Source organism: Thalassospira sp. CH_XMU1448-2, from assembly GCF_037027285.1.
GTDB classification, from domain to species: domain Bacteria; phylum Pseudomonadota; class Alphaproteobacteria; order Rhodospirillales; family Thalassospiraceae; genus Thalassospira; species Thalassospira profundimaris_C.
This window is the reverse complement of the sequence record NZ_JAYMEA010000001.1, coordinates 197,360-223,466: the sequence shown is the minus strand read 5'-3', so window position 1 is coordinate 223,466 and position 26,107 is coordinate 197,360. Positions and strand designations below refer to the sequence as shown.

The 26,107-nt window shown below is 53.9% G+C and carries 26 protein-coding genes and 1 tRNA gene; 12 read left to right on the top strand and 15 right to left on the bottom strand.

Annotation, left to right across the window (positions count from 1 at the left end):
• Nucleotides 1–72: 72 nt before the first annotated feature.
• Complete coding sequence (locus tag WA318_RS01025) at nucleotides 73–753, bottom strand: GntR family transcriptional regulator (protein ID WP_114096254.1); 681 nt, start codon at nucleotides 751–753, stop codon at nucleotides 73–75.
• Nucleotides 753–1,649, bottom strand: a complete 897-nt coding sequence (locus tag WA318_RS01020; protein WP_336079553.1) for a dihydrodipicolinate synthase family protein — start codon at nucleotides 1,647–1,649, stop codon at nucleotides 753–755. The genes WA318_RS01025 and WA318_RS01020 overlap by 1 nt, the downstream gene beginning before the upstream one ends.
• 197 nt (nucleotides 1,650–1,846) lie before the next feature.
• Between WA318_RS01020 and WA318_RS01015 the strand changes: the two genes are divergently transcribed.
• The 3 genes from WA318_RS01015 to WA318_RS01005 are packed head-to-tail and all read left to right on the top strand — an operon-like array spanning nucleotide 1,847 to nucleotide 4,714.
• Nucleotides 1,847–2,857, top strand: coding sequence for a sialic acid TRAP transporter substrate-binding protein SiaP (locus WA318_RS01015; RefSeq protein ID WP_336079552.1), 1,011 nt, complete (start codon nucleotides 1,847–1,849; stop codon nucleotides 2,855–2,857).
• Between the two features lie 7 nt (nucleotides 2,858–2,864).
• On the top strand, nucleotides 2,865–3,422 hold the full coding sequence (locus WA318_RS01010) for a TRAP transporter small permease (protein WP_114096251.1): 558 nt from the start codon (nucleotides 2,865–2,867) through the stop codon (nucleotides 3,420–3,422).
• The gene (locus WA318_RS01005) at nucleotides 3,419–4,714 is read left to right on the top strand and encodes a TRAP transporter large permease (RefSeq protein ID WP_336079551.1); all 1,296 of its coding nucleotides are present in this window, start codon (nucleotides 3,419–3,421) and stop codon (nucleotides 4,712–4,714) included. The genes WA318_RS01010 and WA318_RS01005 overlap by 4 nt, the downstream gene beginning before the upstream one ends.
• 89 nt (nucleotides 4,715–4,803) lie before the next feature.
• On the opposite strand, the gene WA318_RS01000 is transcribed toward WA318_RS01005, so the two are convergent.
• From WA318_RS01000 to WA318_RS00990, 3 genes are all read right to left on the bottom strand, one after another.
• On the bottom strand, nucleotides 4,804–6,951 hold the full coding sequence (locus tag WA318_RS01000; protein ID WP_336079550.1) for a methyl-accepting chemotaxis protein: 2,148 nt from the start codon (nucleotides 6,949–6,951) through the stop codon (nucleotides 4,804–4,806).
• Between the two features lie 152 nt (nucleotides 6,952–7,103).
• On the bottom strand, nucleotides 7,104–7,889 hold the full coding sequence (locus WA318_RS00995; protein ID WP_336079548.1) for a cobalt-precorrin-6A reductase: 786 nt from the start codon (nucleotides 7,887–7,889) through the stop codon (nucleotides 7,104–7,106).
• Nucleotides 7,890–7,932: 43 nt separating this feature from the next.
• Nucleotides 7,933–9,054: a cobalt-precorrin-5B (C(1))-methyltransferase gene (locus WA318_RS00990; protein WP_336079546.1), complete on the bottom strand. Its 1,122-nt coding sequence runs from the start codon at nucleotides 9,052–9,054 to the stop codon at nucleotides 7,933–7,935.
• 227 nt (nucleotides 9,055–9,281) lie between these two features.
• Here WA318_RS00990 and cobA point away from each other — a divergent pair, with 227 nt between their 5' ends.
• The 7 genes from cobA (at nucleotide 9,282) to WA318_RS00955 (ending at nucleotide 16,998) form a co-directional block, all read left to right on the top strand.
• Nucleotides 9,282–10,145 (top strand): uroporphyrinogen-III C-methyltransferase, encoded by an 864-nt coding sequence (cobA, locus tag WA318_RS00985; protein WP_336079544.1) that lies wholly within the window; start codon nucleotides 9,282–9,284, stop codon nucleotides 10,143–10,145.
• A gap of 103 nt (nucleotides 10,146–10,248) precedes the next feature.
• Complete coding sequence (locus WA318_RS00980) at nucleotides 10,249–11,025, top strand: sulfite exporter TauE/SafE family protein (RefSeq protein ID WP_336079543.1); 777 nt, start codon at nucleotides 10,249–10,251, stop codon at nucleotides 11,023–11,025.
• A 174-nt stretch (nucleotides 11,026–11,199) separates the two neighbouring features.
• Nucleotides 11,200–11,814 carry an SCO family protein gene (locus WA318_RS00975; protein ID WP_114096833.1) on the top strand — a complete coding sequence of 205 codons (615 nt, stop codon included), beginning with the start codon at nucleotides 11,200–11,202 and terminating at the stop codon, nucleotides 11,812–11,814.
• A 109-nt stretch (nucleotides 11,815–11,923) separates the two neighbouring features.
• On the top strand, nucleotides 11,924–13,276 hold the full coding sequence (locus tag WA318_RS00970; RefSeq protein WP_336079540.1) for a cobyrinate a,c-diamide synthase: 1,353 nt from the start codon (nucleotides 11,924–11,926) through the stop codon (nucleotides 13,274–13,276).
• A gap of 89 nt (nucleotides 13,277–13,365) precedes the next feature.
• A complete protein-coding gene (locus WA318_RS00965; RefSeq protein ID WP_114096243.1) occupies nucleotides 13,366–13,830 on the top strand; it encodes a YcgN family cysteine cluster protein in 465 nt (154 codons plus the stop codon).
• 729 nt (nucleotides 13,831–14,559) lie between these two features.
• Nucleotides 14,560–16,050: a methyl-accepting chemotaxis protein gene (locus WA318_RS00960; protein ID WP_336079538.1), complete on the top strand. Its 1,491-nt coding sequence runs from the start codon at nucleotides 14,560–14,562 to the stop codon at nucleotides 16,048–16,050.
• 195 nt (nucleotides 16,051–16,245) lie between these two features.
• Nucleotides 16,246–16,998 carry an MBL fold metallo-hydrolase gene (locus WA318_RS00955; protein WP_114096242.1) on the top strand — a complete coding sequence of 251 codons (753 nt, stop codon included), beginning with the start codon at nucleotides 16,246–16,248 and terminating at the stop codon, nucleotides 16,996–16,998.
• Here WA318_RS00955 and WA318_RS00950 read toward each other — a convergent pair.
• From WA318_RS00950 to WA318_RS00935, 4 genes are all read right to left on the bottom strand, one after another.
• On the bottom strand, nucleotides 16,995–17,843 hold the full coding sequence (locus WA318_RS00950; protein WP_336079536.1) for an alpha/beta fold hydrolase: 849 nt from the start codon (nucleotides 17,841–17,843) through the stop codon (nucleotides 16,995–16,997). The genes WA318_RS00955 and WA318_RS00950 overlap by 4 nt on opposite strands.
• Nucleotides 17,844–17,919: 76 nt before the next feature.
• A complete protein-coding gene (locus WA318_RS00945; RefSeq protein WP_114096240.1) occupies nucleotides 17,920–18,186 on the bottom strand; it encodes a DUF1150 family protein in 267 nt (88 codons plus the stop codon).
• 16 nt (nucleotides 18,187–18,202) lie between these two features.
• On the bottom strand, nucleotides 18,203–18,700 hold the full coding sequence (locus WA318_RS00940) for an Hsp20 family protein (protein WP_114096239.1): 498 nt from the start codon (nucleotides 18,698–18,700) through the stop codon (nucleotides 18,203–18,205).
• Nucleotides 18,701–18,938: 238 nt separating this feature from the next.
• Entirely contained in the window at nucleotides 18,939–20,609 is a 1,671-nt protein-coding gene (locus WA318_RS00935; protein ID WP_336079534.1) for an adenylate/guanylate cyclase domain-containing protein, read from the bottom strand.
• Between the two features lie 133 nt (nucleotides 20,610–20,742).
• Between WA318_RS00935 and WA318_RS00930 the strand changes: the two genes are divergently transcribed.
• Nucleotides 20,743–21,726, top strand: coding sequence for a carbon-nitrogen hydrolase family protein (locus tag WA318_RS00930; RefSeq protein WP_336079533.1), 984 nt, complete (start codon nucleotides 20,743–20,745; stop codon nucleotides 21,724–21,726).
• Nucleotides 21,727–21,742: 16 nt separating this feature from the next.
• Here the strand turns inward: WA318_RS00930 and WA318_RS00925 are convergent, their stop codons facing one another.
• From WA318_RS00925 to WA318_RS00915, 3 genes are all read right to left on the bottom strand, one after another.
• Nucleotides 21,743–22,468, bottom strand: coding sequence for a glutamine amidotransferase-related protein (locus WA318_RS00925; protein WP_336079532.1), 726 nt, complete (start codon nucleotides 22,466–22,468; stop codon nucleotides 21,743–21,745).
• 256 nt (nucleotides 22,469–22,724) lie between these two features.
• Nucleotides 22,725–23,153: a DUF6691 family protein gene (locus WA318_RS00920; protein WP_336079531.1), complete on the bottom strand. Its 429-nt coding sequence runs from the start codon at nucleotides 23,151–23,153 to the stop codon at nucleotides 22,725–22,727.
• Nucleotides 23,150–23,584, bottom strand: coding sequence for a YeeE/YedE family protein (locus WA318_RS00915; protein WP_181850126.1), 435 nt, complete (start codon nucleotides 23,582–23,584; stop codon nucleotides 23,150–23,152). Before WA318_RS00915 ends, WA318_RS00920 begins: the two co-directional genes overlap by 4 nt.
• 393 nt (nucleotides 23,585–23,977) lie before the next feature.
• Here WA318_RS00915 and WA318_RS00910 point away from each other — a divergent pair, with 393 nt between their 5' ends.
• Nucleotides 23,978–24,952 carry a methyltransferase domain-containing protein gene (locus tag WA318_RS00910; protein WP_114096234.1) on the top strand — a complete coding sequence of 325 codons (975 nt, stop codon included), beginning with the start codon at nucleotides 23,978–23,980 and terminating at the stop codon, nucleotides 24,950–24,952.
• 20 nt (nucleotides 24,953–24,972) lie between these two features.
• Here the strand turns inward: WA318_RS00910 and WA318_RS00905 are convergent, their stop codons facing one another.
• The 3 genes from WA318_RS00905 to WA318_RS00895 all read right to left on the bottom strand — a co-directional run bounded on the left by WA318_RS00905 (nucleotide 24,973) and on the right by WA318_RS00895 (nucleotide 26,106).
• On the bottom strand, nucleotides 24,973–25,434 hold the full coding sequence (locus WA318_RS00905; protein ID WP_336079529.1) for a YtoQ family protein: 462 nt from the start codon (nucleotides 25,432–25,434) through the stop codon (nucleotides 24,973–24,975).
• Between the two features lie 192 nt (nucleotides 25,435–25,626).
• Nucleotides 25,627–25,702 (bottom strand) — tRNA-Ala (locus WA318_RS00900).
• A 98-nt stretch (nucleotides 25,703–25,800) separates the two neighbouring features.
• Nucleotides 25,801–26,106: an FYDLN acid domain-containing protein gene (locus WA318_RS00895; RefSeq protein ID WP_114096224.1), complete on the bottom strand. Its 306-nt coding sequence runs from the start codon at nucleotides 26,104–26,106 to the stop codon at nucleotides 25,801–25,803.
• Between the last annotated feature and the right edge of the window lies 1 nt (nucleotide 26,107).

Here is a 26,107-nt window from a genome sequence, read left to right as displayed (position 1 = left end):
GAATACGAAAAACCCCGCCAGTTTTCGGCGGGGTTTTGCATTTCGGGGCAGCGTTTGATTTACGCGCGGTCCTTATCGGTCGCCCAGACCCAGTGCGCGTCCCCGTGCATTTTCAAGATGCTGGCGCAGGCAAATTGCGGCCTGTTCAGGATCGCGCTTTTCAAAGGCTGCGATAATGGCAAGGTGATCGTTCATCACATTCTGCAACAGGCTTTCTGTCAGTCGGAAACGTTCCTGTCGGATCAGGCGAATTTTGACGGAATTGACCTTGTAGATCTTTGAAATGATTTCATTATCAAGTGAATCAATGATCGTATCGTGAAGCGACCAATCCACCGCCTGGGCATGCTCAAGCAGTTCCGGGGTGATGCCGTTTTCACGGGCTGACTCCAGAACATCTTCATGGGCCTTACGCAGTTTGGCCAGCATCTTGTCGCTGGCCTGCACTGTGAATAACCGGGCTGCTTCGAGTTCAAGAAAAATACGCAGCTGAAACGCATTGCGCACCAGATCAAGGTCGATATGGGCGACTTGCATACCGCGCTGGGGAACAGTGGTGATCAGACCATCCGCCTCAAGGCGGGGGATCAGTTCACGGATGGCACCAAGCGGCATATCGGTAATTTCGACCAGTTCACGTTGCGAGATAAACTGACCGGGCCGGATGTCACGGGCCAAAAGATGTTCGGTGAAGCTGTTATAGGCTTCGCTTCGCCGACTCTGTCTTGCTGGTTGCCGCTTGTTTTCGCTCATCAATCATTCCTGGTTGCGAACAGGGTATCGTAAGTATTTGTGATCCACTCATACTGTTCCTGTGTCAGTTCGACAAGCGGTGCGCGCACGCGTGACCACTGGGCAGAGTCGGTGATGTGGCCAACAAGCGCCTTTACCGCTGGTGTCACCGGCAATTCGACAAGGGCATTTACAAGCGGTGCCAGACGCTGATCGGGGGTTTCGCCATCCAGAAGCGGGATCAGAAGGTCCGGTGCAAAGTTGGCGACACCACTGATTGCACCCGATCCGCCAAGCGCAATGGCCGCGCCCAGAATGCGTTCATCGCCGATCAGGATGTGACGGTCTGCAAACCGGTCGAGCAGGGTTTTGGCATTTTCCCAGTCACCTGATGAATCCTTGACCCCGGCAATCATGGCAGGGTGGCTTTCAATCAGTGCCGCGATCATGTCGGGGCAGATCGGGGCGGCTGTAACCTGCGGGATATGGTACAGAATGACCTGAAGACGGGTGTCGCTGATGGCATCAAGAAACTGTCTGAACCAGGTGATCTGACCGGCATCACTGGACCCTTTGAAATAATAGGGTGGTGTGACCAGAACATATTTGCTGCCAAAAGAATCGGCCGTTTTTGCGGCGGAAATTGCATCGCCAAGTGCGGATTCGATGATGCCAACAACGATCTGGGCCGGTTCAATACCCGATGCCAGAAGGGCTTTGTGCGCAGCAACTTTTTCATCACGCGAAAGGTGCGGACCCTCACCGGTTGTCCCGCCAAGTGTGAAGGATGAACATCCCTTGGCAATCAATGATTTGGCATGTTTACACAGCAGATCGGTGTCGATCGCACCGGTGCTGGTAAAGGGCGTTGTGATCGCAGCCGAGATGCCGAATTTGTCTGTTTTGGTGACGGGCATGACACATTCCTGTTTCGAGCCATTTGACATGGCGCAGTGTTTATCGGTATTGAAACAGTTGTCTATCACTAACATGTTAGTTATACAATAGGTGTCGTGTCAGTGCAGATGTTGTTGATTCTCATCTGCGGAAAGACCTAAAAACAATAACGACACATCAGAAAAACAGACACTTAATGTCCTTTAGGGAGGATCCAATGACCAAAACACCCATGGCACGCAGTCTGGTAAGAATTGCATCGGCCGCAATTTGCACATTTGCGATTGGCGCAACATCTGCCTTTGCGGCGGACGCGGTCAAGCTGCGCATCTCAACGCCTGCCGTTGAGTCCGACTGGCATGCCAAGATGCTGACCGTCTTCAAGGACGAGCTTGCAAAGACCGCGCCGGGCGAATTCGATGTTGAAATCCATCTCAATGCCAGCCTGTTCAAACAGGGTACAGAGCCCGCAGCAATGCAGCGTGGTAATCTCGATATGGCGATGATTTCAGCACAGGATATCGCCAAGCAGATTCCGGCATGGTCGGTTTTCACCGCCGGTTATCTGATCCGTGATCCGGAACATCAGAAAAAGGTTTTCAACAGCGACATCGGGAAGAAGTTCTATCAGATGGTCGCAGATGACATGGATATCGAGATTCTTGATGTCGGTTATCTTGGCACGCGTGAGCTTAATCTTGCCAATGACAAGAAAATTACCACCCCGGATGACCTCAAAGGCGTGAAACTGCGCATGCCGGGCTCCGATGCATGGTTGTTCCTTGGCAATGCGCTTGGCGCAGACGCAACTCCGCTTGCATTTGGCGAAGTTTACACCGGCCTTCAGACCGGAACGATTGATGGTCAGGACAACCCGCTGCCGACCGTCAAGGCCGTCAAATTCTATGAAGTGACCAAACAGATCGTTCTGACAGATCATCTGGTCGATGCGGTTTTCCTGTCGATGGCTAAAAACACCTATGATGACTTGTCTGCAGATCAGCAGAAAAAGGTAAAGGACGCCGCAGCAGTTGCAACCGCCTATAACAACAAGATGCGTATTGAAGACGAAAAGTCGCTGATTGATTTCTTCAAGAAAGAAGGTCTGTCGATTTACGCGCCTGACGTTGCGGCATTCCGCACCAAAGTCCAGAATGCCTATCTGGAAAGCGAGTTTGCCAAGGATTGGCCGGAAGGCATCGTTGAACAAATCAATGCGGTGAAGTGATTAGATCGTGCGTGATCTGAGCAGACCCTTCAAAAAAGGTGCCGAAATCATCGCGGTGGCATTGTTTATCGCGATGTTCGGGACCTTTCTTCTACAGATTTTTGCGCGTTATGTTCTCAATAGCCCGCTGGGCTGGACGGTCGAGCTATGCATCATCCTGTATATCTGGCTGGTGTTCTGGACGTCTGCTTTCTTGCTGCGTGAACATGACCATGTATCGTTCAATATGCTGTTTCTTGCCGCACCGACACGGGGGCGGCGGGTTATGGCAATTCTTGGTCTTGGATGTATTGCGGCGGCCTTTATCGCCGGATTCCCGGTGATTGTGGATTACGTCATGTTCATGCGGATCGAAAAGGCGCCTGTTACGCGCATCACCCTTGACTATGTCTATGCAATTTTCCCGGTCTTTATCGTCGCGCTGATTATCCGGAGCCTGATTTCCTTGTGGCGTCTGATGCGCGCCAAAAGCTATGGCCAGGAAATTGCGGCAATCGCTGGCGATCCGACACAGCCGGACCAATCGCTTTGTGATCCGTTTGTGACAAAGGAGCCAAAGGCATGAGTATGGCTTTTTTGATCAGCCTTGGCGGCTTCCTGTTGCTTGGTGCGATTGGGATGCCTATTGCAATCGCGGCCTTTGCGGCGTCAATCGGCTATATGTTCATTTCCGGACAGGATGTCGGTCTGGTCGCTGAGCAGGCCTTGAACGGTCTGTTTAACAGTTATGTTTTGCTGGCCGTGCCCCTGTTTATCCTGGCGGCCAACTTCATGAATGCCGGAACGATCAGTGACCGGTTGCTGACATTTTGTATTGCGATTGTCGGACGTTTTCGTGGCGGGCTTGCCCATGTCAATGTGCTTGCCAGTGTCATTTTTTCGGGCATGTCGGGGTCGGCAATTGCCGATGCGGCGGGAATCGGGCGGGTTATCATTGATCTGATGACCCGAAATAACCGTTATCCTGGCGGCTATGCCGCAGCCCTGACGGCGGCATCGAGCGTTATTGGTCCGATCATCCCGCCTTCGATCCCGATGATCCTTTATGCACTGATTTCGGGGTCATCGATCGGTTATCTGTTCCTGGCCGGGATTGTGCCGGGACTGTTTCTGGCCTTGGTCCTGATGATCCTGAATGTCGTGATTGCCCGCAAACGGGATTTCAAACGTGATGATGTCGTACCATTGCGCGAAATTCCGCGCGTGACGATGCGCGCTTTCCCGGCGCTGATGTTGCCGGTGATCCTGCTTTACGGGATTTATGGCGGTATCACCACCCCGACCGAGGCCGCAGCAATTGCAGCAGTTTATGCGCTTATACTTGCCGCACTGTTTTACCGGTCGGTCAGTTGGAAGGATTTCTATCTTCTGGTGCTCGACGGGGCCAAATCGACCTCGGTCGTGGGGCTGATCATCGCGTCGGCTTTGGTGCTGAACTATCTGGTGGCAAGTGAAAACCTGCCTGCCCTTGTCGCGGACGAGCTGGCCGCGACCAACATGTCGCCCCTGGTCTTTATGCTGGTGATCAATGTGATCATTCTGGTACTGGGATGTCTGTTTGATGCGACGACACTGCTTTTGATCGTGGTGCCGCTTTTCCTGCCAACCGCAGAGCTTCTTGGCATTGATCTGGTTTATTTCGGTGTCGTGATCACGATTAACATCATGATCGGTCTCATCACGCCGCCTTATGGCATTTTGCTGTTTGTTCTGAACGGTGTTACGGGCATTCCGTTACGCGACATCATTCGTGAAATATGGGTATTTGTCGCAGCCTTGATCGGGGCATTGATCGTGCTGGTGCTGATCCCTGACATGGTTCTGTGGTTGCCCCGCCTGTTTGGTTATACAGGCTAGAAGGCAGGCCCTGCAAAATCAGCGGCCCCAAATAAAAACCCCTCCGCCGGGCCAGCCGACGGAGGGGTTTTCTTTGTTGAAAAACAGAATTAGCCTGCCCGGACGCGGGCGACAAAGCCGTTTGCTTCTTCCTGAAGACGCTGGGCCTTGGTCAGAAGCTCCTCGGCCGTGCCACGGGCATCGCCCGAAAGTGTCTGAACGGCCTCGGCAGAACGGGAAACTTCGGTCATGTTTGCCGAAACATCGCGAACGCCACGGGCTGCTTCCTCGGAACCACTGGCGATCTCGGCGGTGGCGGAACCCTGTTGACGCATGGCAGCCGCGATAGAGCTTGAAATCGTGTCGACTTCGCCGATCGTGGTTGCGATGGCCGAGATCATCTCGACGGCGGATGCACTGACGGTGCGCATTTCGTCGATCTGGCGGCTGATATCCTCGGTCGCACGCTGGGTCTGGGTTGCAAGGTTTTTGACCTCGTTGGCAACCACGGCAAAGCCCTTGCCGGCATCACCGGCACGTGCAGCCTCGATTGTGGCATTCAGCGCAAGAAGGTTGGTCTGATCGGCAATTGTGTTGATCAGATCAATGACTTCACCGATTTTCTCGGCCGTATCGGAAAGCTGGCGAACGGTAACATCCGAACGGCGGGCTTCCTCGACAGCAGAACGTGAGACTTCCTCGGCTTTGCCAACCTGGCGTTCGATTTCGGCGATTGATGCCGAAAGTTCCTCGGTCGCAGACGAGACCGAGCTGACATTTTCCGACGCATTGTGCGAGGCATTGCTGACATCGGTTGCCCGGACAACGTTTTCACCGGCATTCGATGCCATATGATCGACCGCATTGCGCATTTCGGTGATCTGGGTCAGAAGGTCAGTGACCAGTCCATTGACCGAACTTTCAAAACCGTCAGCCATTTCAAGAAGGGCCGCACGACGTTGCTGTTCGGCACGTTCCTCGTTGGCCTTGTTCTGGGCCCGGAGTTCTTCGGCCTCAAGCGCGTTTTCGCGGAAGGTTTCGACCGCACGGGCCATGGCCGCAATTTCATCTGATCCCTTGTCGGCAACCGGTGTGCGCAGATCGCCATTGGTCAGACGATCCATGGCACTGTTCAGGCCAATCAGCCGGGCCAGAAGGTTGCGCTGGACATAAAGCCAGATGATCAGGATTGAAATGATGATGGCCGCCGCTGCAACAATCAGCATTACGGTTTCGGCAACCGTGATGGTCTTGCTGACATCGGCATTGGCAGCATCAATCTTGCTGCGCATTTCGCCCAGCAACTGATCGGCTGTTTCCCCAATACCATTGGCAATGGTTGTGGTTTGTTCAAGCAGATCGGCAAGGACAACCTGTTGTTCAAGACCGCGCTGACGCAGGGTAAACAGGTTCTTCTCACTGTTGGGATCAAGTCCGGTCGACAGGGTTTTGAAGTTTTCCTCCGAACGGGCCTTAAGGTCATCAACCGGAATTTCGGCAATGCTGGCACCCATCTGCGTGATGATCGGACTGGACCAGAATTTGACGCGATCAAGGCCGTCAATATCAGTAGCTGAACTTGCAATTCGGGCCAGATCGGGGATCTTGAGGGCCAATGCGCGAAGCTCGGCCATGTTCTGTGCGGTCAGGGCGTCTTCATCAATCAGCTGATCGAGAAGATCAAAAATCTCGCCTTCCCTGTCCGCCTTGCCAACCAGACTGTAAAGTTCACCGGCATTGTTGGTCAGCGTCATGTTGGCGTTGGTCGAGAGTTCACGCGAACTGACTTCAATCGCACCAGCAGCACGGATGATCTCATCAAGCATGGACGCAAGTTCGTCCCGATTGGTAAAGACCCCACCCATGGTCTCTTCCAGACGGCGGATATTGACGATCATTTGCCCGGTCTGATCCGAGAATTGCTGCAATATCTCGTTATTCACCCCCAATGCCGCCAAACCGGAAATATGATCATTCATCTGGTTTTCGACAGCATCAAGCGTTGCGGTCGCAGCAACAACTTCGTCATGGCTGGTCGCACTGGCAACCGCGCGTGCAATACGAATGATCGCATCGCTGCTGGCATAAAGCTCCTGCCCGTTGACAAGGGCAGGAATCGCTTCTGCAGTGACGACCCGTTGCTGGGACTCAGTCATACGAAAAGAAAAAACCGCCAGTGCGGCGGCACAAACAGCAAGTAGAGCAATGGGGACAATCGCCGCCATTAGCCTACCGCGCAAACCAACTTTGCCGGTCATGATATTCCCACTCATGGATTGTTTTGATTTATATGAGCCAAGCGCCATTTATGGCCGGTAACTTGTCTCTGACGGTTATTTCCGTCCTTGGGAATATTATTGAATCAAAGTCAGAAGCGGTCTAGTGGTGTTTGTGTTGCAATGTTGCGAAATTAGTTTTCATCAAGAAACTTTTGAACGCTTTTAAGTATAACTTCCCGGGTGTGTGCTTGCGTTACTGGTGCGGCACCCGGCCGTTCAATCATGATCACCGGCAGGCCAAGATTGCGAGCGGCCTCGATTTTGGCAAATGTCGCCGTGCCGCCACTATTCTTGCAGACGATCACATCAATCCCGTGGCGTTCAAGAAGTTCGGTCTCGCTTTCGACGCTGAACGGGCCACGGGCAAAAAGCCATTCCCCGTATGCCAGATCAAACGGATCGCGCGGGGCATCAACCGTTCGTACCAAAAGCCAGGTCTTTTCAAGGCCTTCAAAGGCATGCAGGTTCTTTGCACCACTGGCGATCAGGGCGCGTGTGCCATGGTCGGGCAGAATACGGGCGGCTTCTTCGATGGAACGGACCGGTATCCAGTTGTCTTTGGGCGTCTTTTCCCAGCCGGGGCGGTAAAACTGGATGCAGGGCATCGCGACTGCGTGGCAGGCTTGCGCGATATTGCTTGAAATCCGGGTGGCATAAGGATGGGTCGCATCAATCACCAGATCAATCTGCTCGCCTTTGACATAGGAAATGATGCCTTCCGGTCCGCCAAACCCGCCAATCCGCACCGGAACCCCGTCCGGGAGGCTGGGTGCACTGGTGCGACCGGCAAGGGATAGTTGCAGCCGGATGTCGCGGCCGAATTCATGCATTAGGTCCTCGGCAATGCGATTAGCGTCCCCGGTACCGCCAAAAATCAGAACATGCTTCGGGCGTTTGGCAGGGCGGGAAAGCGACATGGGCAGTGACCTTGTTGTGATATGTTCAGTGTGCGGATGCAGATCAGGCAGATGTGACCGGTTTGAAGCGGTCAAAATCACCAACACCATGACGCGCAATGATCCGGCCTTCGCGGTCGGTTACCAGGATCTCTACGGCACTTGCGCCATCAAGGGTGGCACGTGCCGATTCAGAGGCCTGACGCGCAATGGTGTCTGCAATATCAACGTTTGCGGCCTGACAAAGTTCCAGAACCTGTTTTGCCGTATTGGCGCAGCGGGTCTGATCCTGAAGATCGGAACTGCCACCTGACAGTTTGACGGTCTCTGCAAGCCGGTCAAAATCGACCTGCGACCGGCTGCTATGAAGGTCAAGATGCCCTTGGGCAAGCTTGACGAGTTTGGCAAAGCCACCGGCAATGCTGACAAATTCCACCGGGTTCTTGCGCAGATATTTCAGCATCCCGCCGACGAAGTCGCCCATATCAAGAATGGCTTCTTCGGGAAGGCCATAAAATGCGCGAATGGCGGCCTCGGATGTTTTACCGGTTGCGCCCGCGACATGGATGCGCCCGGTGGCGCGCGCTACATCAATGCCGCGATGGATGGAATGAATCCATGCTGAACAACTGAACGGGATGACAATCCCGGTCGTGCCCAGAACCGATAAACCGCCGACAATACCCAGCCGTCCATTCCATGTTTTGGTGGCAATTTCCTGTCCGCCGGGAATGGAAATCTCGATCTCGACATCAGGGGTGGCGCCGAATTTTTCGTAAAGCTCGGTGATTTGACCAACCATCATTTCGCGTGGCTTGGGATTGATCGCGGCCTCGCCGGGGGGCAGGGGCAAACCCGGTTTGGTGATGGTTCCGACCCCGTCCCCGGCATGAAAACTGATACCGGCCCCGGGTTTTCCGATGCGCAGGGTGGCAACGATTTCAGCCCCATGGGTGACATCGGGATCATCACCCGCATCCTTGATCACGCTTGCACGTGCCCAGCCATCACCCTTTTCGGCTTTGACCAGCGCAAAAGACGGGGTTTCACCGCGCGGCAAGGTAATGGTGACCGGATCGGGAAACGTACCGGATAGCAGGGCCTGCCAGGCAGCACGGGTGGCGGCGGTGGCACAGGCCCCCGTTGTCCATCCCTTGCGCAGCGGTCCTTCCGGTTTTCTGACCATTCCTCGATTTTTTCCTGTCACTCTGGCATTGGTTCCCGGTATTGATGGCGCGAAGTTCCTGCCATCGCGGGAATTTTAATTAAACATATTAAATTGTGTTGTTCTTTTAATAATACGACAAAATATCGGAAATATGTTGGACGTATCGTTTGATTGTTGTTTAACATATCCTCTTGAAACGGTCCTGCACAGATGGACCGAAATTCACGGAACAGAAGTAGCGCGTAATGACGACTCTTGGTCTTGATTTTCCGGTGTTTGAACCGGGTTGGGTATGGCTGGTTGGTGCGGGTCCCGGGGATCCGGGCTTGCTGACACTTCATGCGGTCAATGCCATGCAACAGGCTGATGTCGTTGTTTATGATGCGCTGGTTGATGAACGGATACTCAATCTTCTGCGTGCGGATGCCAAACGTTTATATGCGGGCAAACGTGGCGGACGTCCGTCGTCAAAACAGACCGATATTTCATTGCAACTGGTCGATCTTGCCAAGCAGGGCTTGCGTGTCCTGCGCCTTAAGGGGGGCGATCCGTTTGTCTTTGGGCGCGGCGGTGAAGAGGGCCTGACCCTTGTTGAGCACAATGTACCCTTCCGCGTGGTGCCGGGCATTACCGCCGGGATTGCCGGGGCGGCCTATGCCGGTATTCCGACAACCCATCGCGATTGCAATTCATCGGTGACCTTTGTCACCGGCCATGGATCAAGTGGCGAGGTTCCCGACAACATCAACTGGGCAGCCCTTGCCAAGGGGGCGCCGGTTCTGGTGATGTATATGGCGATGAAGCATTTGCGCCGGATTTCCTCGGAACTGATGGCCAATGGCCGTTCCGGGGATGAGCCGCTTGCGGTTATCAATCAGGCGACCACAGCCGATCAGGGTATATTGATCACCACGCTTGAAAAGGCGGCCGATGATGTTGAACGTGCCGGTGTTGAACCGCCCGCGATCTGCATTCTGGGCAAGGTTGTCGGTTTGCGGGATCGCCTGAACTGGCTGTCGCCGCAAGACGATGTCAAATCGGTTCGCAATGTGCCGTTCGAACAGGTACTTGAACTGATTTCGACCCCGTCTGATCCGCTAAAAGACTAGGTCACTCCCCTTATTAAATCCATTCCAGTGGATTGATATATATCGTTGTCCGTCAGGCGCGTGCTTGTCACAATCGCCGCAATCGAATTGACCCGGATGGATCATGGACGAACAACAGGTATTGATCCGCATCCTTGAAAGCGGCTGGGCACAATGTGCCGAAATCCTGCGCGATGATGGCGGGGTGATTTTGTCTGCGCTGATTGCCGGGCTTGTCGGCAGTGTTACCCACTGTGTCGGCATGTGCGGGCCTTTTGTGATTTCGCAGGTCACCAGCCGGATGGAACAGGTTCCGCTCGAAAAAATGAGCGAGCTGCGTCGTCTGACCGGGGCGGCTCTTTTGCCTTATCAGTTCGGGCGTTTGACCACCTATTGCCTGCTCGGCGTGCTTGCGGGTTTCTTTGCCGATGGTATCTCGGCATTGACCAGTATCTGGTGGATCGGGCCGGTCTTGCTGGTGCTTGCCGGTGCGTTCTTCCTGATTTTCGGGATCATGGGGTTGCTGCCCCATCTGGGTGGTCTGTTGCCGACTTCTGGTGAAACGCGGTGGTGGAACCGCCTGTTTGGTGGCCGCTTGCGACCGCTTTTTGCTGCCCCCTTTGGCATGCGGGGATATGCACTTGGCATCATGCTGGGTTTTATCCCGTGCGGGCTGGTCTATGGTGCGCTGGTTCTGGCTGCGGCGACCGCAAGTGCGCTGAATGGCGGGGTGGTGATGGTGATCTTTGGTCTTGGCACGGTGCCGATGCTGTTTGTCACAGGCTTTATCGGTCAATACGCTGCCCAGCGGTTTCGCAGCTTGATGGTGCCGGTCGGGCGCGGACTGATGATTGTGAACGGGTTGATCCTGTTTGCCCTTGCCGCAAAGGCAATTGCCTGATCAGGACACCGGATATGTTGTGGAAAGTGTCATATTTACAGGATTTTGTAACGTGGTGTGAGCTTTCCCACAGCTGCTGCCCTTGCAGGATTGCACAGGGCATTTATAGTGCCCCGATAGTTTGGAATGCTTAAAGGCCGGTCAAGTGCGGTCAAAAGAAAAGAGGTAGGACGCGTGAGCAAAAAGACGCTTCTGGCAATTCTGGCGATTGCCCTGGTTCTGGGGATTGGTCTGACCTATCGCCTGATGATGATGGGGACAGAAACCCAGTCATCGGGAATTGCATCCATCGGTGGATCGTTCGAGCTCGTCAATCAGGACGGCAAGACCGTGACCGAGAAGGACTTTGCCGGAAAATATATGCTGATCTATTTCGGCTATACTTTTTGCCCGGATGTCTGCCCGACCGAATTGCAGGTCATGGGCAATGCGCTTGACCAGATGCCGGCTGACCTTGCCAATGAAGTGACACCTGTCTTCTTCACCGTCGACCCCGAACGTGACACGGTCGAGGCCATCAAGGCCTATGTGCCGCATTTCCATGACAGAATGGTCGGCCTGACCGGAACCGTCGCCCAGACGTCGGCGGCGGCAAAAACCTTCCGGGTATATTACGCCAAGGCCATTCCCGAAGGTGAACCGGAAAATACCGACGCCTATCTGATGGATCATTCGTCCTTTGTGTATCTGATGGATCGCAATGGTCAGTTCATTCGCCATTTCAACTATGGCACTGCCCCCGAAGAAATGGCCAAGGGCATCACCGAGGCGGTAAAAAAGAACGGCTGATCGATCGACCGGCAATGTTATGATCGGAATGCTATGATTGGCAGGCGGGGTGGATTATTGTCCCCGATATCACCGCCTGCCTGTCCATCCGTGCCGGAGACCCCGCCATATGCCCCGTGAAAAAGCAGACCCCGTTCCGGGCATTCTGATTGCAGCACCATCGTCCAATAGTGGCAAGACCGTTATTACCCTGGCGTTGTTACGCGCCCTGACCCGTCAGGGGCGCAAGATTGCAGCGGCGAAAACCGGCCCTGATTATATCGACCCGGCATTTCAGGCCGCAGCCTGTCGCGGGACCTGTATCAATCTTGATCCCTGGGCAATGGGCCGTAACCAGATCGCATCGCTGGCCGCAGGCCACGCCACCGGAAAATCGTTTGTGATGTGCGAAGGCGTGATGGGCCTGTTTGACGGGGCGGCAAATGGCGAAGGATCAACTGCCGATCTTGCCGCACAAACCGGCTGGCCGGTGGTTCTGGTGGTCGATGTCAAAGGACAGTCTGCCTCCGCTGCGGCACTGATTTCGGGATTTGCCAATTTCCGCAAGGATATCAATGTCGCCGCCGTGATCCTCAATCGGGTCGGAAGCCCCCGCCATGGCAAGATGATCATTGATGCCTGTGCCAGGCATCTACCGGACTTGCCAATCATCGGGGCGGTTCGCCGGTCTGATGAGCTTACCCTTCCCGAACGTCATCTTGGACTGGTGCAGGCCGGTGAACATCCCAAGCTCGATGCATTCCTTGAGCGTGCCGCAGATATCATTGCCGAGGATGTTGATCTTGATGCGCTGACCGGGCTGGCAGAGCAGACAAAGCCATCTGATCCGCAAGACGGTGATGCGGGCAATCTTGATGATGCCCCCCTTATCGCCCCGCTTGGGCAACGGATTGCCGTGGCGCGTGATCAGGCCTTTGCGTTTTGCTATCCCCATATTCTTGATGGCTGGCGGCGTGCCGGGGCATCTGTCACGTTCTTTTCACCGCTCGCGAACGAGGCCCCCGATCCCGAATGCGATGCGATTTATCTGCCCGGCGGGTATCCCGAACTTCATGCCAGCACACTTGCCGCAGCTGATATCTTCAAGGCCGGAATGCATGAGGCGGCTGCGCGGGACGTTCTGATTTACGGGGAATGCGGGGGCTATATGACCCTCGGGACGGATTTGACCGATGCTGACGGGACGACACATCAGATGCTTGGTCTTTTGCCGCTTTCGACAAGCTTTGCCACCCGACGGCTTCATCTTGGTTATCGCGAAGCCAAAATCGGTATTCCGACACCGTTCGGACCGGCGGGCATGACTGTGCGCGGACATGAGTTCCACTATGCGACGACACTTTCCGAAGACGGGATACCGTTCTGTCGCATGCGCACTGCGCTGGGTGGCGATCTTGGTCCGGCGGGTCTGGTTCAGGGGCGGGTATTCGGGTCGTTCTTCCATGTGATCGCGCAGAGTTGAACATTTGCGCCGATGTCGTGAGTTCGTGTGATGCATCGGGCTGTATTACCCTGTATCATGCTTAACAGACGGCCCGCATGAGAGAGACAATGACTGATAACAATCCCGTCACCCTTCCGGCAGACCCATTCTGGGAAACCAAAAAACTTGCAGAAATGACACAGGATGAATGGGAATCCCTGTGTGATGGGTGTGGTAAATGTTGTCTGCACAAGTTGCAGGACGAATATGACGACTTTGTCTATTACACCTCTGTGGCCTGTCGTTTGCTTGATTGTGAAACCTGTCAGTGCAAGGACTATCCCAACCGGACAGTCCATGTTCCCGATTGCGTCCAGCTGTCGAAGGAAAATGTCGAAACACTCAACTGGATGCCGTCAACCTGTGCCTATCGACTGCTGTCGGAGGGTAAAGGTCTTCCTGACTGGCACCCGCTTGTAACGGGAAATCGCGAGTCTACCTTTATTGCCGGTATGTCTGTGCGCGGCATGGTGATTTCCGAAGATGATGCTCATCCCGACCTGACGCGTTATATCGTCAAATGGCCTGCCTGATCCGACCGAGTCAATCAATGGCTTGTCAGAGCGTGTGACTCGTCTGGTTTGAAGCACTTGGCTGATGCCGCAGCAATACCACAGAGCCGGTTGGCCTTCTGATAGCCGTTTGACCAACAGTGTCTGGCAACGTCTCTGAAATAAACAAGTCCCGTCTGGTACTTTTGCAACCGGGCGATAAGTTCCTGCTGATGTTCTGAAATTCCCCATATGTCCTGCTTCCGGTTCCGGGTTGTGTCACCATTCCGGACCGGTATCGGGACAGCTGTTCAAAATCAGTAGTTGAACTATTCAAAAGTATATGTATTTTACGAAGATCAATTATTCATAAAGTGAATGGTTGATCAAAGTGATCGGCCAAAGGAAATTGCTCGTAAAGAAAGCCTGATAGAGAATTATCGAGGCAAGAGCATCGATCACGATGAGGAATCAAGCGGATATCAAACAGAAAATCTAACATAAACAAATAGTTGTGAATGATTTTTGGAAAATGACAGCAATACGGAATATGCATCAGGATGCATATCGTAATCCGCTGTAATTGAGATGATATTCGAAATTCCCAGATGAATCTTACCGTCTTCAAAGCAATGAATTCCGTAATTGCACCATGCAAATGGGACAGTTGTCGAAGTTTCAGGAGCTATACGAAGGTGGTGTTTGTGTTGGTTGACCCCGTTTGAAACGGCCAAGGATGGCTCGGGAACAGCGGAACGGAAGGACATTAAAGTGGGTTTTGGTATCTTCAGGAACGATAAACACGCGCAGGCCGAAACACAGGTCGCCGCAGCGTTGAGTCGTTCGATGGCGCGCATCGAATTCGATGTGAAGGGTAATATTCTGTGGGCAAATGAAAATTTCCAGAAAGCCATGGGCTATTCGCTTGAGGAAGTTGTCGGCAAGCATCACTCCATGTTCGTCCCTGAGGAAATCGTGCATTCGGCCGATTACCAGTCATTCTGGAAAAAGCTTGGCAATGGCGAGTTTGCGTCAGGAGCCTTTCCGCGCAAACGCAAAAACGGCGAACTGGTGTGGCTGGAATCAACCTATAACCCGGTTTTTGATGACAAGGGCAAGTTGATCAAGGTCGTCAAATTTGCAAGCGACATCACCGAGCGTCGTAATGAGCGCGCCCTTCTGCAAAGTGTGTTCGCAGCCATCAGCGCATCGCAGGCGGTGATCGAGTTTGACCTTGAAGGCAAAATTCTGAAGGCAAATGAAAACTTCCTGTCGCTGCTGGGATATCGCCTTGACGAGATCGTCGGCAAGCACCACTCGATGTTTGTCGAACCGCAACATCGCAACTCGTCGGAATACCGGACCTTCTGGCAGAACCTCAATCAGGGGAAATTCCAGGCCGGTCAGTTCAAACGCATTGGCAAGGGCGGCAAGGACATCTGGATCGAGGCAACCTACAACCCGGTTCTGGATGCGGTTGGAAACCCGATCAAGGTGATCAAGTTCGCCATCGATATTACCGAACAGACCAAGCTTTTGCTTAATCTGAAACAGATGATTGATGGCAATTTTGCCGAGATCGAAGGCAATATTTCCAAACTTAACAGCCGTACGGCTCAAAGCGTTGATGTTTCGAACGGGACGATGGAACTCACCAAATCGGTTGCGGTCAGTGCGGAACAGATGGCGGCCTCGATTGCCGAAATTTCGCATAGCATGACCCAGTCCCAGACCGAAACCGAACGTGCCTATGACCAGACCGAAACCGCCAATGCAATGACCGAGCGCATGACCGGGGTTGTTGATCAGATGGGCAGTATCGTCGAGGTTATTCAGAATATCGCAGGGCAGATCAACCTGTTGGCCTTGAACGCAACCATCGAAAGTGCGCGAGCAGGCGAAGCAGGCAAAGGCTTTGCTGTGGTTGCAAACGAGGTCAAAAACCTTGCCAATCAGGCAGCACGCGCGACAGAGGACATTTCAAAAGAGATCACCGGTATTCAGGCGATCTCCAACGAGGTTGCCGAAGCCCTTCAGGTCATCCGCGGGTCGGTCGCAACGGTGCGTAATGATGTGACGAATATTTCGTCGGCTGTGGTGCAACAAACCGCTGTTACAGACAATGTCAGTGCCAATATGCGCAACATGGCAAACACCGTCGAAGAGTTGAGCCGGAATTTGCAAGTGATCCGGACCACAAGTGACGATGTTGCATCCTCGGTTTACAAAACCCGTGAAGCGGCCGAAGTTTTGGCGCGATAAGTATAAAATATCTCTATATTTCAAAATCTTGCGAAAGGCAGAGCCACCCGGTTCTGCCTTTTGCAGTTCTATGACAATTTGCGTATGACCGTTGACCGATTTTCAGAACGTCTTGCTTTGCTGCGTGCAAAATCGCAAGAATAGCCGCCGGATTTTGGCAGGCTGTGTGAGGCAGACAGGCGGGACGGTCAGGTTATGACAAGCGATTACATGCGCATTGATGTTCTGGGTGTGGGCGAGGCGTTCGACCCGAACTTTGCAAATTCGTCTGTTGTGGTCACAGCAGATGACTATCGTTTGCTGATTGATTGCGGGGCAACCATTGCCGGTCAGCTGATGGGGAAGTTTTCCGACCCCGATGCGATTGATGCGATCTATTTTACCCATATGCACCCTGATCATATCTTTGGTCTGATCCCGGTCATGCTGAACTGGCGCGATGATGGCCGGTCAAAGCCGCTTCATATCCTGTGCAGCCCGCAATTGCAGACCCATCTTGAAAAACTGATGGAGCTTGGTTTTACCGGTTTGGGGTCAGCCTGGCCGTTCACCATCATCTGGCATTCGATTCTCGAAACCGACATGATCGGGCCGTTCGAGTGCAAGTTCGCAAGGTCGGATCACAGTGTGCAGAACCACGCCATCTTGCTGCGCTATGCCAATAAGGGATTTGCCTATTCCGGGGACGGAAATGTCACGGCGGATACCGCGGCCCTGTTTACCGGGGCGGATCTTGTGTTCCAGGAAACCTATCTGACCCGTCATGATCCGCAACATGCGGCCCATTGTGATCTGGAAACCGTCCTGCAACTGGCATCCGATATGCCCGGTGCACGGTTCTGGCTTTATCACATCAAGCGTGACGTCCGCGCCGAGATGGCAAGGATCATTCAGGGCAATGATCAGGTCCGCATGGCGGTTCCGGGCGAAGTCATCGAAATCCGCTAGGCCAGCGGCTCGGTTTCAGTCGATTTATGAAGACAATGCAGCACCGCATAGGGAGCTGTCAGATGCGGCAGATGGCCGCGTGCCTCGATAATTTCAAGCACGGCATTGCGCAAATGCGCTTTCAGATAGCTGCCGACCTCAATCGGTACGGCCGGATCATTTTTGGGCTGGATCACCACGGTCGGAACGGAAATCTCGGCAAGCAGATGACGGAAATCCGACTGGAAGATAAAGCGGGCTGTCTGGATCGCGACATCCGCAGGCATATTCAATAGCCCGGCGGTAAATTCCAGAACAAATTCCGGCAGGGGTTCGCCGACAATGATCGGGGCAAACCCGTTTGCCCAGGCCTCATATCCCGAATGCATCGCATCAAACAGACCATTCAGATCATCTTGTGAAAAACCGCCATGATAGCCGTCTTCGTTAAGGTAACGCGGTGATGCGGCAATCATGAAGATGCGCCGAAACAGGTCCGGGCGCATTTGGGCGGCAATCAGCGCGACCATGCCGCTGACCGAATGGGTCAGGATCTGACAGGATGTGATGCCCTGTTCATCAAGCAGTGCAAGAAGATCATCGGCATAGGATGTGATCGATACATGCCGGGTGGCGTCGAAATTACGTCCACCATTCGGGCCTGCCCCGGCAAGGTCATAGACCCCGACATCAAACTGTTTGAGCAATTCGGGCAACAACAGGCGCCAGCTGCGATGATCGGTTCCAAATCCGTGTGACAACACAAGGATCGGCGCATCCGAAAGCCCGGCAGTATTGCGAATAAGCCGCCAGTTATGGAGTTCGGAATACGACTTGGCCGATGACATATCGGATGTGGACGTCATGTTGCGGGAACCAGACCGGTGCAAAAAGAAGGTGCCTGCCAGGGCAGGTGCCTTTGTGATTCATTTGGCAGGAAGATCAGTGAACCGCGCGCGGTTCCATATCGTGTTGTCGGATGGCCGCGTCGGCAACCGCGTGGCTTTCAAACGATGCGATATGGGTGCCATCGGCGGTAAAGACACCAAAAACCATCTCGTCACTGTCTTCTTCGGCATTTGGAACCTGCCGGATATAGGCAAAGTCATGAATGCCCAACATGGCGAAATCAACATTCGACAACAGGCCGGTATCCTGCGCGTCGCGCTGGGTGATCTCGGTATCGTGGTTTGCTGTGCGGTTTGTCATTTGAACCACTCCTTTATTAGGCCTTGCCGTTATTATCTTCGGCAGTACCGTCTTCGTCTTCAACCTTCATGTCGATGGTCCGTGACGGAACCGCTTTCTTCTTGCTTGATCCGATTGCAATTTCGCGCACCACCGGTTCAGGCAATGGTCTGTTCAGGTCGACATGAAGCAGGCCGTTATCGAGATGGGCACCGACAACCTCGATTCCTTCGGCCAGAACAAAGGACCGCTGGAATTGTCGCGATGCGATACCACGATGGATATAGACACGCTCGCTGTCATCATCGGTATGCTTGCCGCGAATGATCAGCTGGTTATCTTCTGTGGTTACGGACAAATCTTCTTCGGCAAATCCGGCAACCGCGACAGTGATGCGCAGTTTGTTTTCGGCAATTTGCTCGATGTTATAGGGTGGATAGCCTTCGGCCTTGGTTTTTGACACCTGATCAAGAACGCGTTCGATCTGATCAAAACCCAGAAGCAACGGGCTGTTAAACATAGAAATTCGCGACATTGGCAGCACCTCCTCGGTCAGAGCGAGTGTGATTAATCTTCAGACCCCACGCATCGTGCGTTTCGGGCATCCGTTTGTCCGACCCGACGTTTTCGGCACCGAACGTATCCATATATTGGAATAAATGTGATTTTCTGCGTGATAGTCAAGACTTCCCTGCTGCATTGCGTTCGCCGCCAGACCCCGAAAAACTTATGCACAGGAAGCCCACAGGCCGCTTTGGCAGGATTGATACGAGTCACTGCTTGACCTGTGTAAGATCGGGCATGGCATCAAGCGCATAATAGGCAACCGACTGATCCTTGCCGCGCAGTGCCACTTCATGCAAAACCGCGTTTTCCGGCAAGGGAATCGGACCAAGATCAAACAGGGATTTTGAAATCACCAACGGCACGCCATGTCCCTTGGTTTCGGCTTCAAGGCGGGCGGTGGTGTTGATGGTATCACCAATCGCACTGATATTTTCGCGACCCGGCGGGCCCATTTCTCCGACAATGGCCTTGCCCATATGCATGCCAATCCCGATGCGCAGCTTGTGCGGAAGTTCGGACGCCAGATGTTCGTTCAATCCCTCGATCCGGCGCAACATTTCAGCCGCCCCTTCGAATGCCTGAAGAATGGTGCCTTCGATGTCATCGGTCTGATGGCCATAAAGCGCCATCAAGCCATCGCCGGTAAACTGCGCGTAATAGCCACCCGTGCTGCGCAATGCCTCGGTCATTTCTGCAAAGAACTGGTTGAGGATGAACAGGACGTCATAGGGCATCTTGCGTTCGCCAAGCTTGGTCGAATCACGCAGATCAATAAACACGCAGACAACCTGTCTTTCGCTGCCCGACAACCCGCCCGGACGCCGGCCATCGCGTGCGGTGGCGTTGGGGGGCATCAAAGGTGCAACTGCCAGATCATTTTGCGGTCTGATCTGACAGGCCAGTCGCATGCCCCGCGGTGCCTGAATGCTTTTCAGGGCAGCGGCCTCGATCTGGCCCGGTGCGGCAAGCTGTTCAAGACCCGACCCGCAATGAAGCCGACAGGTCGTACAACGCCCGTGACCGCCACAAACCGATGCCATTGCAATGCCGGCATCACGCAAGGCTTCAAGTGCCGTGGCACCGGGCGGGACCCGAACCGATCGTCCATTGGGCAGGCTCAGCATCGGTCCGCGCTTGACCCTGTCAATCGTCTGTCTGATCTGACGAATGCCAAACGGGCAAAATGCCAGTGCAAGGGTCAGGATGGAGCACGGGATCAGCGCGTTCTCATAGAAATTGATTGCTGCCTGATTGACGTCGGCCGCTTCAAGCACACCAAACACATATTTACGGCCACCTTCTTCGACCCGGCGAATGATCTCGGCACTTGCAGCGGCATATCCGGCCAGTGCGAGTGTCGGGATCAGGATCGAAACTGTGGCCAGAACATTGCGCCATCTGGGATAGAACGGTTTGACCCGAAGCCAGAAATGAATCCCGATGCAACCATGTGCCCAGACGACAATCACCGTGATGGCCTGAAGGATGCCCTGCATCGGGACAAAAACGGCAAGATCAAGCAGGACACGCTCATAGTTCGATTCAACGTCGAACCCCAGATCAATAATCCTTGTCGCTATCAGGTGGCGGAACATCAAAAACGGAATCGAAAGCCCAAGGATCATCTGGGCCCATTCCGATTTGCGCAGACGCAGGGAACGGCGACCGGTCAGTCGGCTTGCAGCCAGAACAAAATGGGTAATCAGGGCCAGAAACAGCAGGATTTCAAGCGGCGGGAATTGCCAGATTTCGGTACTGAATTCGCTGAACGATTCCATCAGTTCCGGTGAGACAATCCCGGCTATGTGATTAAGCAAATGGGTCAGGACATACGCAAAAAGTGTCAGTCCTGAATACAGTCGCAAATTCTGGATCATCGTGTCTCGCCGGTTTGCTCGAAATCTGTTTACTGCCTTGGTAACAGAATGCATTAGTTGCTTGGTCTGTTTGTAACTCTCGTCCCAGTGTGCTGTGCAATCATAAACACGTTATGTCAGGAACGCGCCCCAAATGTCTCTTTCAATAAATAACAGTTCCAAAAAAGATCAACTTAATGTTGCTGTTGCCCAGATTGCCCCGGTCTGGCTTAACCGTGAAGCCACACTGGCGAAGGTATCGGACGCCATTTCCGATGCAGCTGCGCAAAATGCACAATTGATCGGTTTTGGCGAAACGGTTTTGCCGGGATATCCGTTCTGGATCGAACGCACCGACGGGGCGCGCTTTAACGACCCGGTTCAAAAGGACCTGCATGCGCATTATCTTGATCAGGCTGTTGTGATTGAACGCGGTGATCTTGATACGGTTTGTGCGCAGGCCCGCGACCACGGGATGGCGATCTATCTTGGCATTTATGAACGACCGATGGACCGTGGTGGCCACAGCGGATTTTGCAGTCTGGCCTATATTGATGAAAATGGTGCCATCGGATCGGTTCATCGCAAATTGATGCCAACCTACGAGGAACGCCTGACATGGTCGCCCGGTGATGGCAACGGGTTGCGCACCCATCCACTTGGTGCCTTCCGGGTCGGGGGCCTGAATTGTTGGGAAAACTGGATGCCGCTTGCGCGTACCGCCCTTTATGCCGATGGCGAGGATTTTCACTTTGCCTGCTGGCCGGGGGGAGAGCGCAACACAAGAATCTCACCTTTCCTGGCACAGGAAGGGCGTTCCTACGTGATGTCGGTTTCGGGATTGATGCGGGTTTCCGATTTCCCGGACGATACACCGTATCTTGAACAGATTCTGGCCGGAAACGGAGAGGCTGATATGCTGACCAATGGCGGGTCGTGTCTGGTTGCACCTGATGGCAGTTACGTGATCGAGCCGATCATTGGTATCGAAGTGGTCAAAACCACAACAATTGATCACGCGATGGTACGTCAGGAACGGCAGAATTTTGATCCGGTCGGTCACTATTCACGCCCGGACATTCTGAAACTTGAGGTGGACCGCCGTCGCCAGACAGCGGCCCGTTTCAGGGACGAATAACTTTGAGACCCGATGTTCAGGCTGCTTTGCGTGTGCGCTTGCGGGTCAAGAAATTCACAATCGATCGGGCAAATTCAGGGCTGCTGATCGGTGTCTCAAGCGACGCCATCGCAGCCTTGTGCACATCTTCGGGGATCAGATCATGGCGGGATTCCAGCAAGGCCTGCTCGTAGGGGCGCATGAATTCCGGATGGGGCTGGATCGATGCGGCATTGCTGCCATATTGCAATCCGGCATAGGGGCAGAAGTCCGAGCTTGCCCAAACGGTTGCCCCTTCGGGAAGCTCAACCACCTGATCCTGATGGAAGGCATTGATGCGCAAGGTGTCCGGACTGTCTGACAGCCAGTCTGCATTTGCGTTATCGACATTATATTCGTGAACGCCAACGCCCCAGCCCTTGTCGGATTTGACGACCTTGCCACCAAGGGCGGTTGCAAGGATCTGGTGACCAAAGCAGATGCCAAATACCGGCTGCCCGGCATTGACGGCCTCGCGCAGGAATTCTTGCAGGCGGATCATCCAGGGCGCGTTTTCATAAACGCCATGTTTGGAGCCCATAACCACCCAGCCATCTGCTGCGTTAATTGAATCCGGAAAAACGTCTTCAAGGACCGTCCAGGTTTCAAATTCGAGACCGGGGTCTACATCACCAAGGAGTTTTTCAAACATCTTGGGATAGCTTTTAAACTCGTCGCGAAGTTCTTCCGGGGCGAACCCGGGTTCAAGAATGCCGATCTTCATGCAGAAACCTTTATCGACTTCAAAGTGGCGCTGTTGCTCAGTTATGGGATTTTAGCGCCAAACACAAGCCCGGTGCTGCGAGAATTCGCGCGAATTTTGATCATAAATGCGAAACCGCCCGGCGTTATGCGCGGGCGGTTGCATGCTCTGCGATCAATCAACTGTGGGAGGGCCGCCTGATCGCAGATCGTCCCCGCCCCCAAGGAGCTAACGGGAGCTCTGGGAAGCTATCGCGGGGATTATCGAACTCAGGGGGTTACGCATGAAGCCGCAAGGCCCGTGCGCCTGCCATGCCCGCAAGCATGGTAACCACAAAGATGATGGTATCGGTCTGGCCAAAGGCCAGCGCGCTTAATGCCGGACCCGGGCAATAGCCAACCAGTCCCCAGCCAATCCCGAACAGGGCACCGCCAAGGATCAGTTTGGTGGTGATGTTTTTATTGGTTGGCAAATTCATGCCCCCGCCACAGACCGCATCCGAACGTTTCTTGGCAAACTGGAAGATCGGGGTTGCCACAATCAGACCGCCGCCCATGACAAAGGCAAGGCTCGGATCCCAGCCACCATCGGCAATCGCCCAGATATCAAGGAAGCCAAGAACCTTCTGCGGATCGATCATGCCCGAAATATAAAGCCCGGCCCCGAACAGGGTGCCGCAAATCAGCGATACAAGAATACGCATCATGCTCCTCCCATCAGATGGCGGGTGACAAGAACGGTCAGGAAACCGGCGATCATGAAGGACAGGGTCGCGACCAGCGAGCGCAGCGAAAAGCGCGACAGGCCACAAATACCATGGCCACTGGTGCAGCCGCTGCCGATTGTTGTACCAACACCAACCAGAAGACCGGCTGCAATGATGACCGGAAGCGGGCTGGTGACGACGCTTTGGGCTTCGATTGATGTACCCGTCATCAGGGCAAGCGGGCCAATGATCAGGCCAAGGACAAAGGCCAGGCGTTCAACAAGGGTTTTGTCACCCTTGGCCGGTGCCAGAAGGCCACCGACAATACCGCTGATGCCGGCAATACGACCATTGAGCAAAAGATAAAGCCCGGATGCCAATCCGATGAGTCCACCGCCCAACAGGGCTGAGACAGGCGTAAAGTTTTCCATCAGACTTTCCATAGTGAAATGAATTTACATTACAATATGCGAATGAATTGATTTTATCAATCAGATTCGATTTGTCCGGCCCGTTTCCTTCGTCAAAGGTCGCGGCTTTGCCGGTTAATCTTCCGACCGGATCCGTGCTTTGACCAGACACGGGTCTTTTTGCCGGTCATGCCGGTGACCGGGCAGTTTTGCATGGATTTATTCCCTGTGTGTGCCGTTTGCGCGACGCAGATCACCAATTGCGACGAGGCAAAAGGTATCGTTTAATGTAATTCACTGATTTTGTTTGATTTTATCCCTCTTGCCAAAGTCAGGGATTCAGAAGATACAGCAGTATCTTTGGTTGTGGTTCATGGCGGTTCCGCCAGACCCTTTTCGGATTTCAAAACATAGATGAGCAAGGATCGTCTGTCGGCCAGTCGGCGTCTTGATGTGGCATTGGCACTGGTGGCACAGGGTGACTATGTCGCGGCCATTGATGTGGCCCGTGCGGCTTTGTCTGCGGACATGGAATGGGAAGAAGCCCATTTCACGCTTGGCGATATTTATGAACGCGCCGGTGAAAAAGAAAACGCCATTGAAGCTTACCGTCAGTATCTGATTCTCGATCCGGTCGACCGCATGGGGGCCGAGGTCCGCCTGACCCTGCTTGGGGCTGCGGCGATGCGTGATCGTTTGCCACCTGATTATGTCCGCGCGCTGTTTGATGATTATGCGCCGCGCTTTGAAATCAGTTTGCGCGATCGTCTGGCCTATCGCGGGCCGGAATTGCTTCTCGAAGCGGTGCGTCCGTATCTGCCTGCCTTGTTGCGCCCGCTTGAGGTGCTTGATCTTGGTTGTGGAACCGGTCTGGTGGGCGAAGTTTTTGCCGGTCAGTTTGATGCCATTGACGGCATTGATCTTTCACCGCGCATGATCAACCGGGCGCGCACCAAGGGCATTTATCGTACGCTTGTGGCCGGTGACATTACCGACATGCCCGATGATCTTGGGCAGGAATATGGTCTGGTGATTGCGGCCGATGTTCTGAACTATCTTGGTGATCTGGCCCCGGCTTTGCGTGCGGCACATGCGCGTATGAAGTCTGGTGGCTGCATGGTGCTGACCCTTGAACATGGGGACACCTTCCCGTTCGACCTTGGCCCCGGCCAGCGGTTCCGCCATCATCAGCGCGCGGTCACCGAATGGATGGAAGAATGCGGTTTTGAGATCGTCTCGGATGCGCTTGGCGTTCTGCGTCAGGAAAAGGGCAATCCGGTCGAAGGCCGGATTATCGTCGCCCGGACCATCAGCGAATTTACGATGCTTGCCAGTGATCTGATTGCGCCGGGCGACCCGGATCAGGCATCGGGCCAGACGTTGCATTAACCTGATCCGGCCAGATACGGTTACTTCGGCATATCGCCGCGAATGATATAGGCCAGTGCCTGCACGACCTGTTCAGGTTCGCGCGCGACACCGTTGGCCGCACCATCAACTTCCTTAAGCGCGTGGTCGTGTTCTGCCGGATGCAGGGTGATATATGGAATGCCCATGGCTGCCGCATAGCCTGCATCAAAGGCCGCATTCCATTGCTTGTATCTTTCGCCAAAGCGAATGACGGCAAGGTCCGATCCTGACAACAGGGTTTTGGTCCGCATGGCGTTAAGCTGTGCGCCTTTGCGGTCATGCCAGAACTTGTTTTCTTCCGGCCCGAAAACGGCAACACCGCAATCATCGGAATCTTCATGCATGGTGATCGGTGCAACCAGTTCGACAGGAAGCCCCGCTTCCTGGATGCCAGCGGCAATCCGTTCGCGCCAGTCGCTGTGAATTTCACCCGATAAATAGACGGTCCAGACTTTGGTCATGTTTGTATCCCTGTTTGATCTTGGCGATGGGTCAGATGCCCATACGGACTGTTCGATATCGCATCCTAGTGCAACATCGCCCTGGTCTCTACCGGGTGGGGCAGATTTTGGATCAATTACCGGAAAACGGAGGCTGGTGTGAAAACCACCCCGAAACGACAAAACCCGTCGCCAAAGGCAACGGGTTTTGAATGGTGGAGCTGATCAGGATCGAACTGACGACCTCTACAATGCCATTGTAGCGCTCTCCCAACTGAGCTACAGCCCCACTTTGTCCGCGTCGCAGATTTGCCTGAGCTTTCTCTGCGGCGCGGCGCATATTTAGAAGGTTCACCAAATGTTGGCAAGACCTATTTTCAAAATTTCTTAGCGGTCGTCGTCATCAGATTCGACATGCTCGTAGACTTCGCCAAGATCATCGTCGTCTTCGCCGAGATCAGAGGCATCTTCGAGAATATCGTCATCGAGATCCGCATCGACATCATCGTCAAGATCGGTGACGTCATCGATATCTTCGTCTTCTTCCGGTGCCGGTTTGGCAACCGCGGCTTTCTTGACCTTGGTCACGCCATCAGGTGTTTTGCATTTCGGGCAAACAACCGGGCTACGGTTCAGGTCATAATACTTGGTACCACAGGCGAGGCAGTGACGTTTCTTACCGCGTGCTGACATT

Coding starts and splice junctions, on each gene's coding strand:
- WA318_RS00990 (WP_336079546.1), bottom strand. CDS start 9,054: ATGGTCAGAAAACCGGAAGGACCGCTGCGCAAGGGATGGACAACGGGG.
- WA318_RS00930 (WP_336079533.1), top strand. CDS start 20,743: ATGTCTCTTTCAATAAATAACAGTTCCAAAAAAGATCAACTTAATGTT.
- WA318_RS01025 (WP_114096254.1), bottom strand. CDS start 753: ATGAGCGAAAACAAGCGGCAACCAGCAAGACAGAGTCGGCGAAGCGAA.
- WA318_RS00950 (WP_336079536.1), bottom strand. CDS start 17,843: ATGACGTCCACATCCGATATGTCATCGGCCAAGTCGTATTCCGAACTC.
- WA318_RS00920 (WP_336079531.1), bottom strand. CDS start 23,153: ATGATGCGTATTCTTGTATCGCTGATTTGCGGCACCCTGTTCGGGGCC.
- WA318_RS00910 (WP_114096234.1), top strand. CDS start 23,978: ATGAGCAAGGATCGTCTGTCGGCCAGTCGGCGTCTTGATGTGGCATTG.
- WA318_RS00895 (WP_114096224.1), bottom strand. CDS start 26,106: ATGTCAGCACGCGGTAAGAAACGTCACTGCCTCGCCTGTGGTACCAAG.
- WA318_RS00915 (WP_181850126.1), bottom strand. CDS start 23,584: ATGGAAAACTTTACGCCTGTCTCAGCCCTGTTGGGCGGTGGACTCATC.
- WA318_RS00945 (WP_114096240.1), bottom strand. CDS start 18,186: ATGACAAACCGCACAGCAAACCACGATACCGAGATCACCCAGCGCGAC.
- WA318_RS00940 (WP_114096239.1), bottom strand. CDS start 18,700: ATGTCGCGAATTTCTATGTTTAACAGCCCGTTGCTTCTGGGTTTTGAT.
- WA318_RS00905 (WP_336079529.1), bottom strand. CDS start 25,434: ATGACCAAAGTCTGGACCGTCTATTTATCGGGTGAAATTCACAGCGAC.
- WA318_RS01000 (WP_336079550.1), bottom strand. CDS start 6,951: ATGACCGGCAAAGTTGGTTTGCGCGGTAGGCTAATGGCGGCGATTGTC.
- WA318_RS00995 (WP_336079548.1), bottom strand. CDS start 7,889: ATGTCGCTTTCCCGCCCTGCCAAACGCCCGAAGCATGTTCTGATTTTT.
- WA318_RS00955 (WP_114096242.1), top strand. CDS start 16,246: ATGACAAGCGATTACATGCGCATTGATGTTCTGGGTGTGGGCGAGGCG.
- WA318_RS00965 (WP_114096243.1), top strand. CDS start 13,366: ATGACTGATAACAATCCCGTCACCCTTCCGGCAGACCCATTCTGGGAA.
- WA318_RS00970 (WP_336079540.1), top strand. CDS start 11,924: ATGCCCCGTGAAAAAGCAGACCCCGTTCCGGGCATTCTGATTGCAGCA.
- WA318_RS00925 (WP_336079532.1), bottom strand. CDS start 22,468: ATGAAGATCGGCATTCTTGAACCCGGGTTCGCCCCGGAAGAACTTCGC.
- WA318_RS01015 (WP_336079552.1), top strand. CDS start 1,847: ATGACCAAAACACCCATGGCACGCAGTCTGGTAAGAATTGCATCGGCC.
- cobA (WP_336079544.1), top strand. CDS start 9,282: ATGACGACTCTTGGTCTTGATTTTCCGGTGTTTGAACCGGGTTGGGTA.
- WA318_RS01020 (WP_336079553.1), bottom strand. CDS start 1,649: ATGCCCGTCACCAAAACAGACAAATTCGGCATCTCGGCTGCGATCACA.
- WA318_RS00935 (WP_336079534.1), bottom strand. CDS start 20,609: ATGATCCAGAATTTGCGACTGTATTCAGGACTGACACTTTTTGCGTAT.
- WA318_RS00980 (WP_336079543.1), top strand. CDS start 10,249: ATGGACGAACAACAGGTATTGATCCGCATCCTTGAAAGCGGCTGGGCA.
- WA318_RS01005 (WP_336079551.1), top strand. CDS start 3,419: ATGAGTATGGCTTTTTTGATCAGCCTTGGCGGCTTCCTGTTGCTTGGT.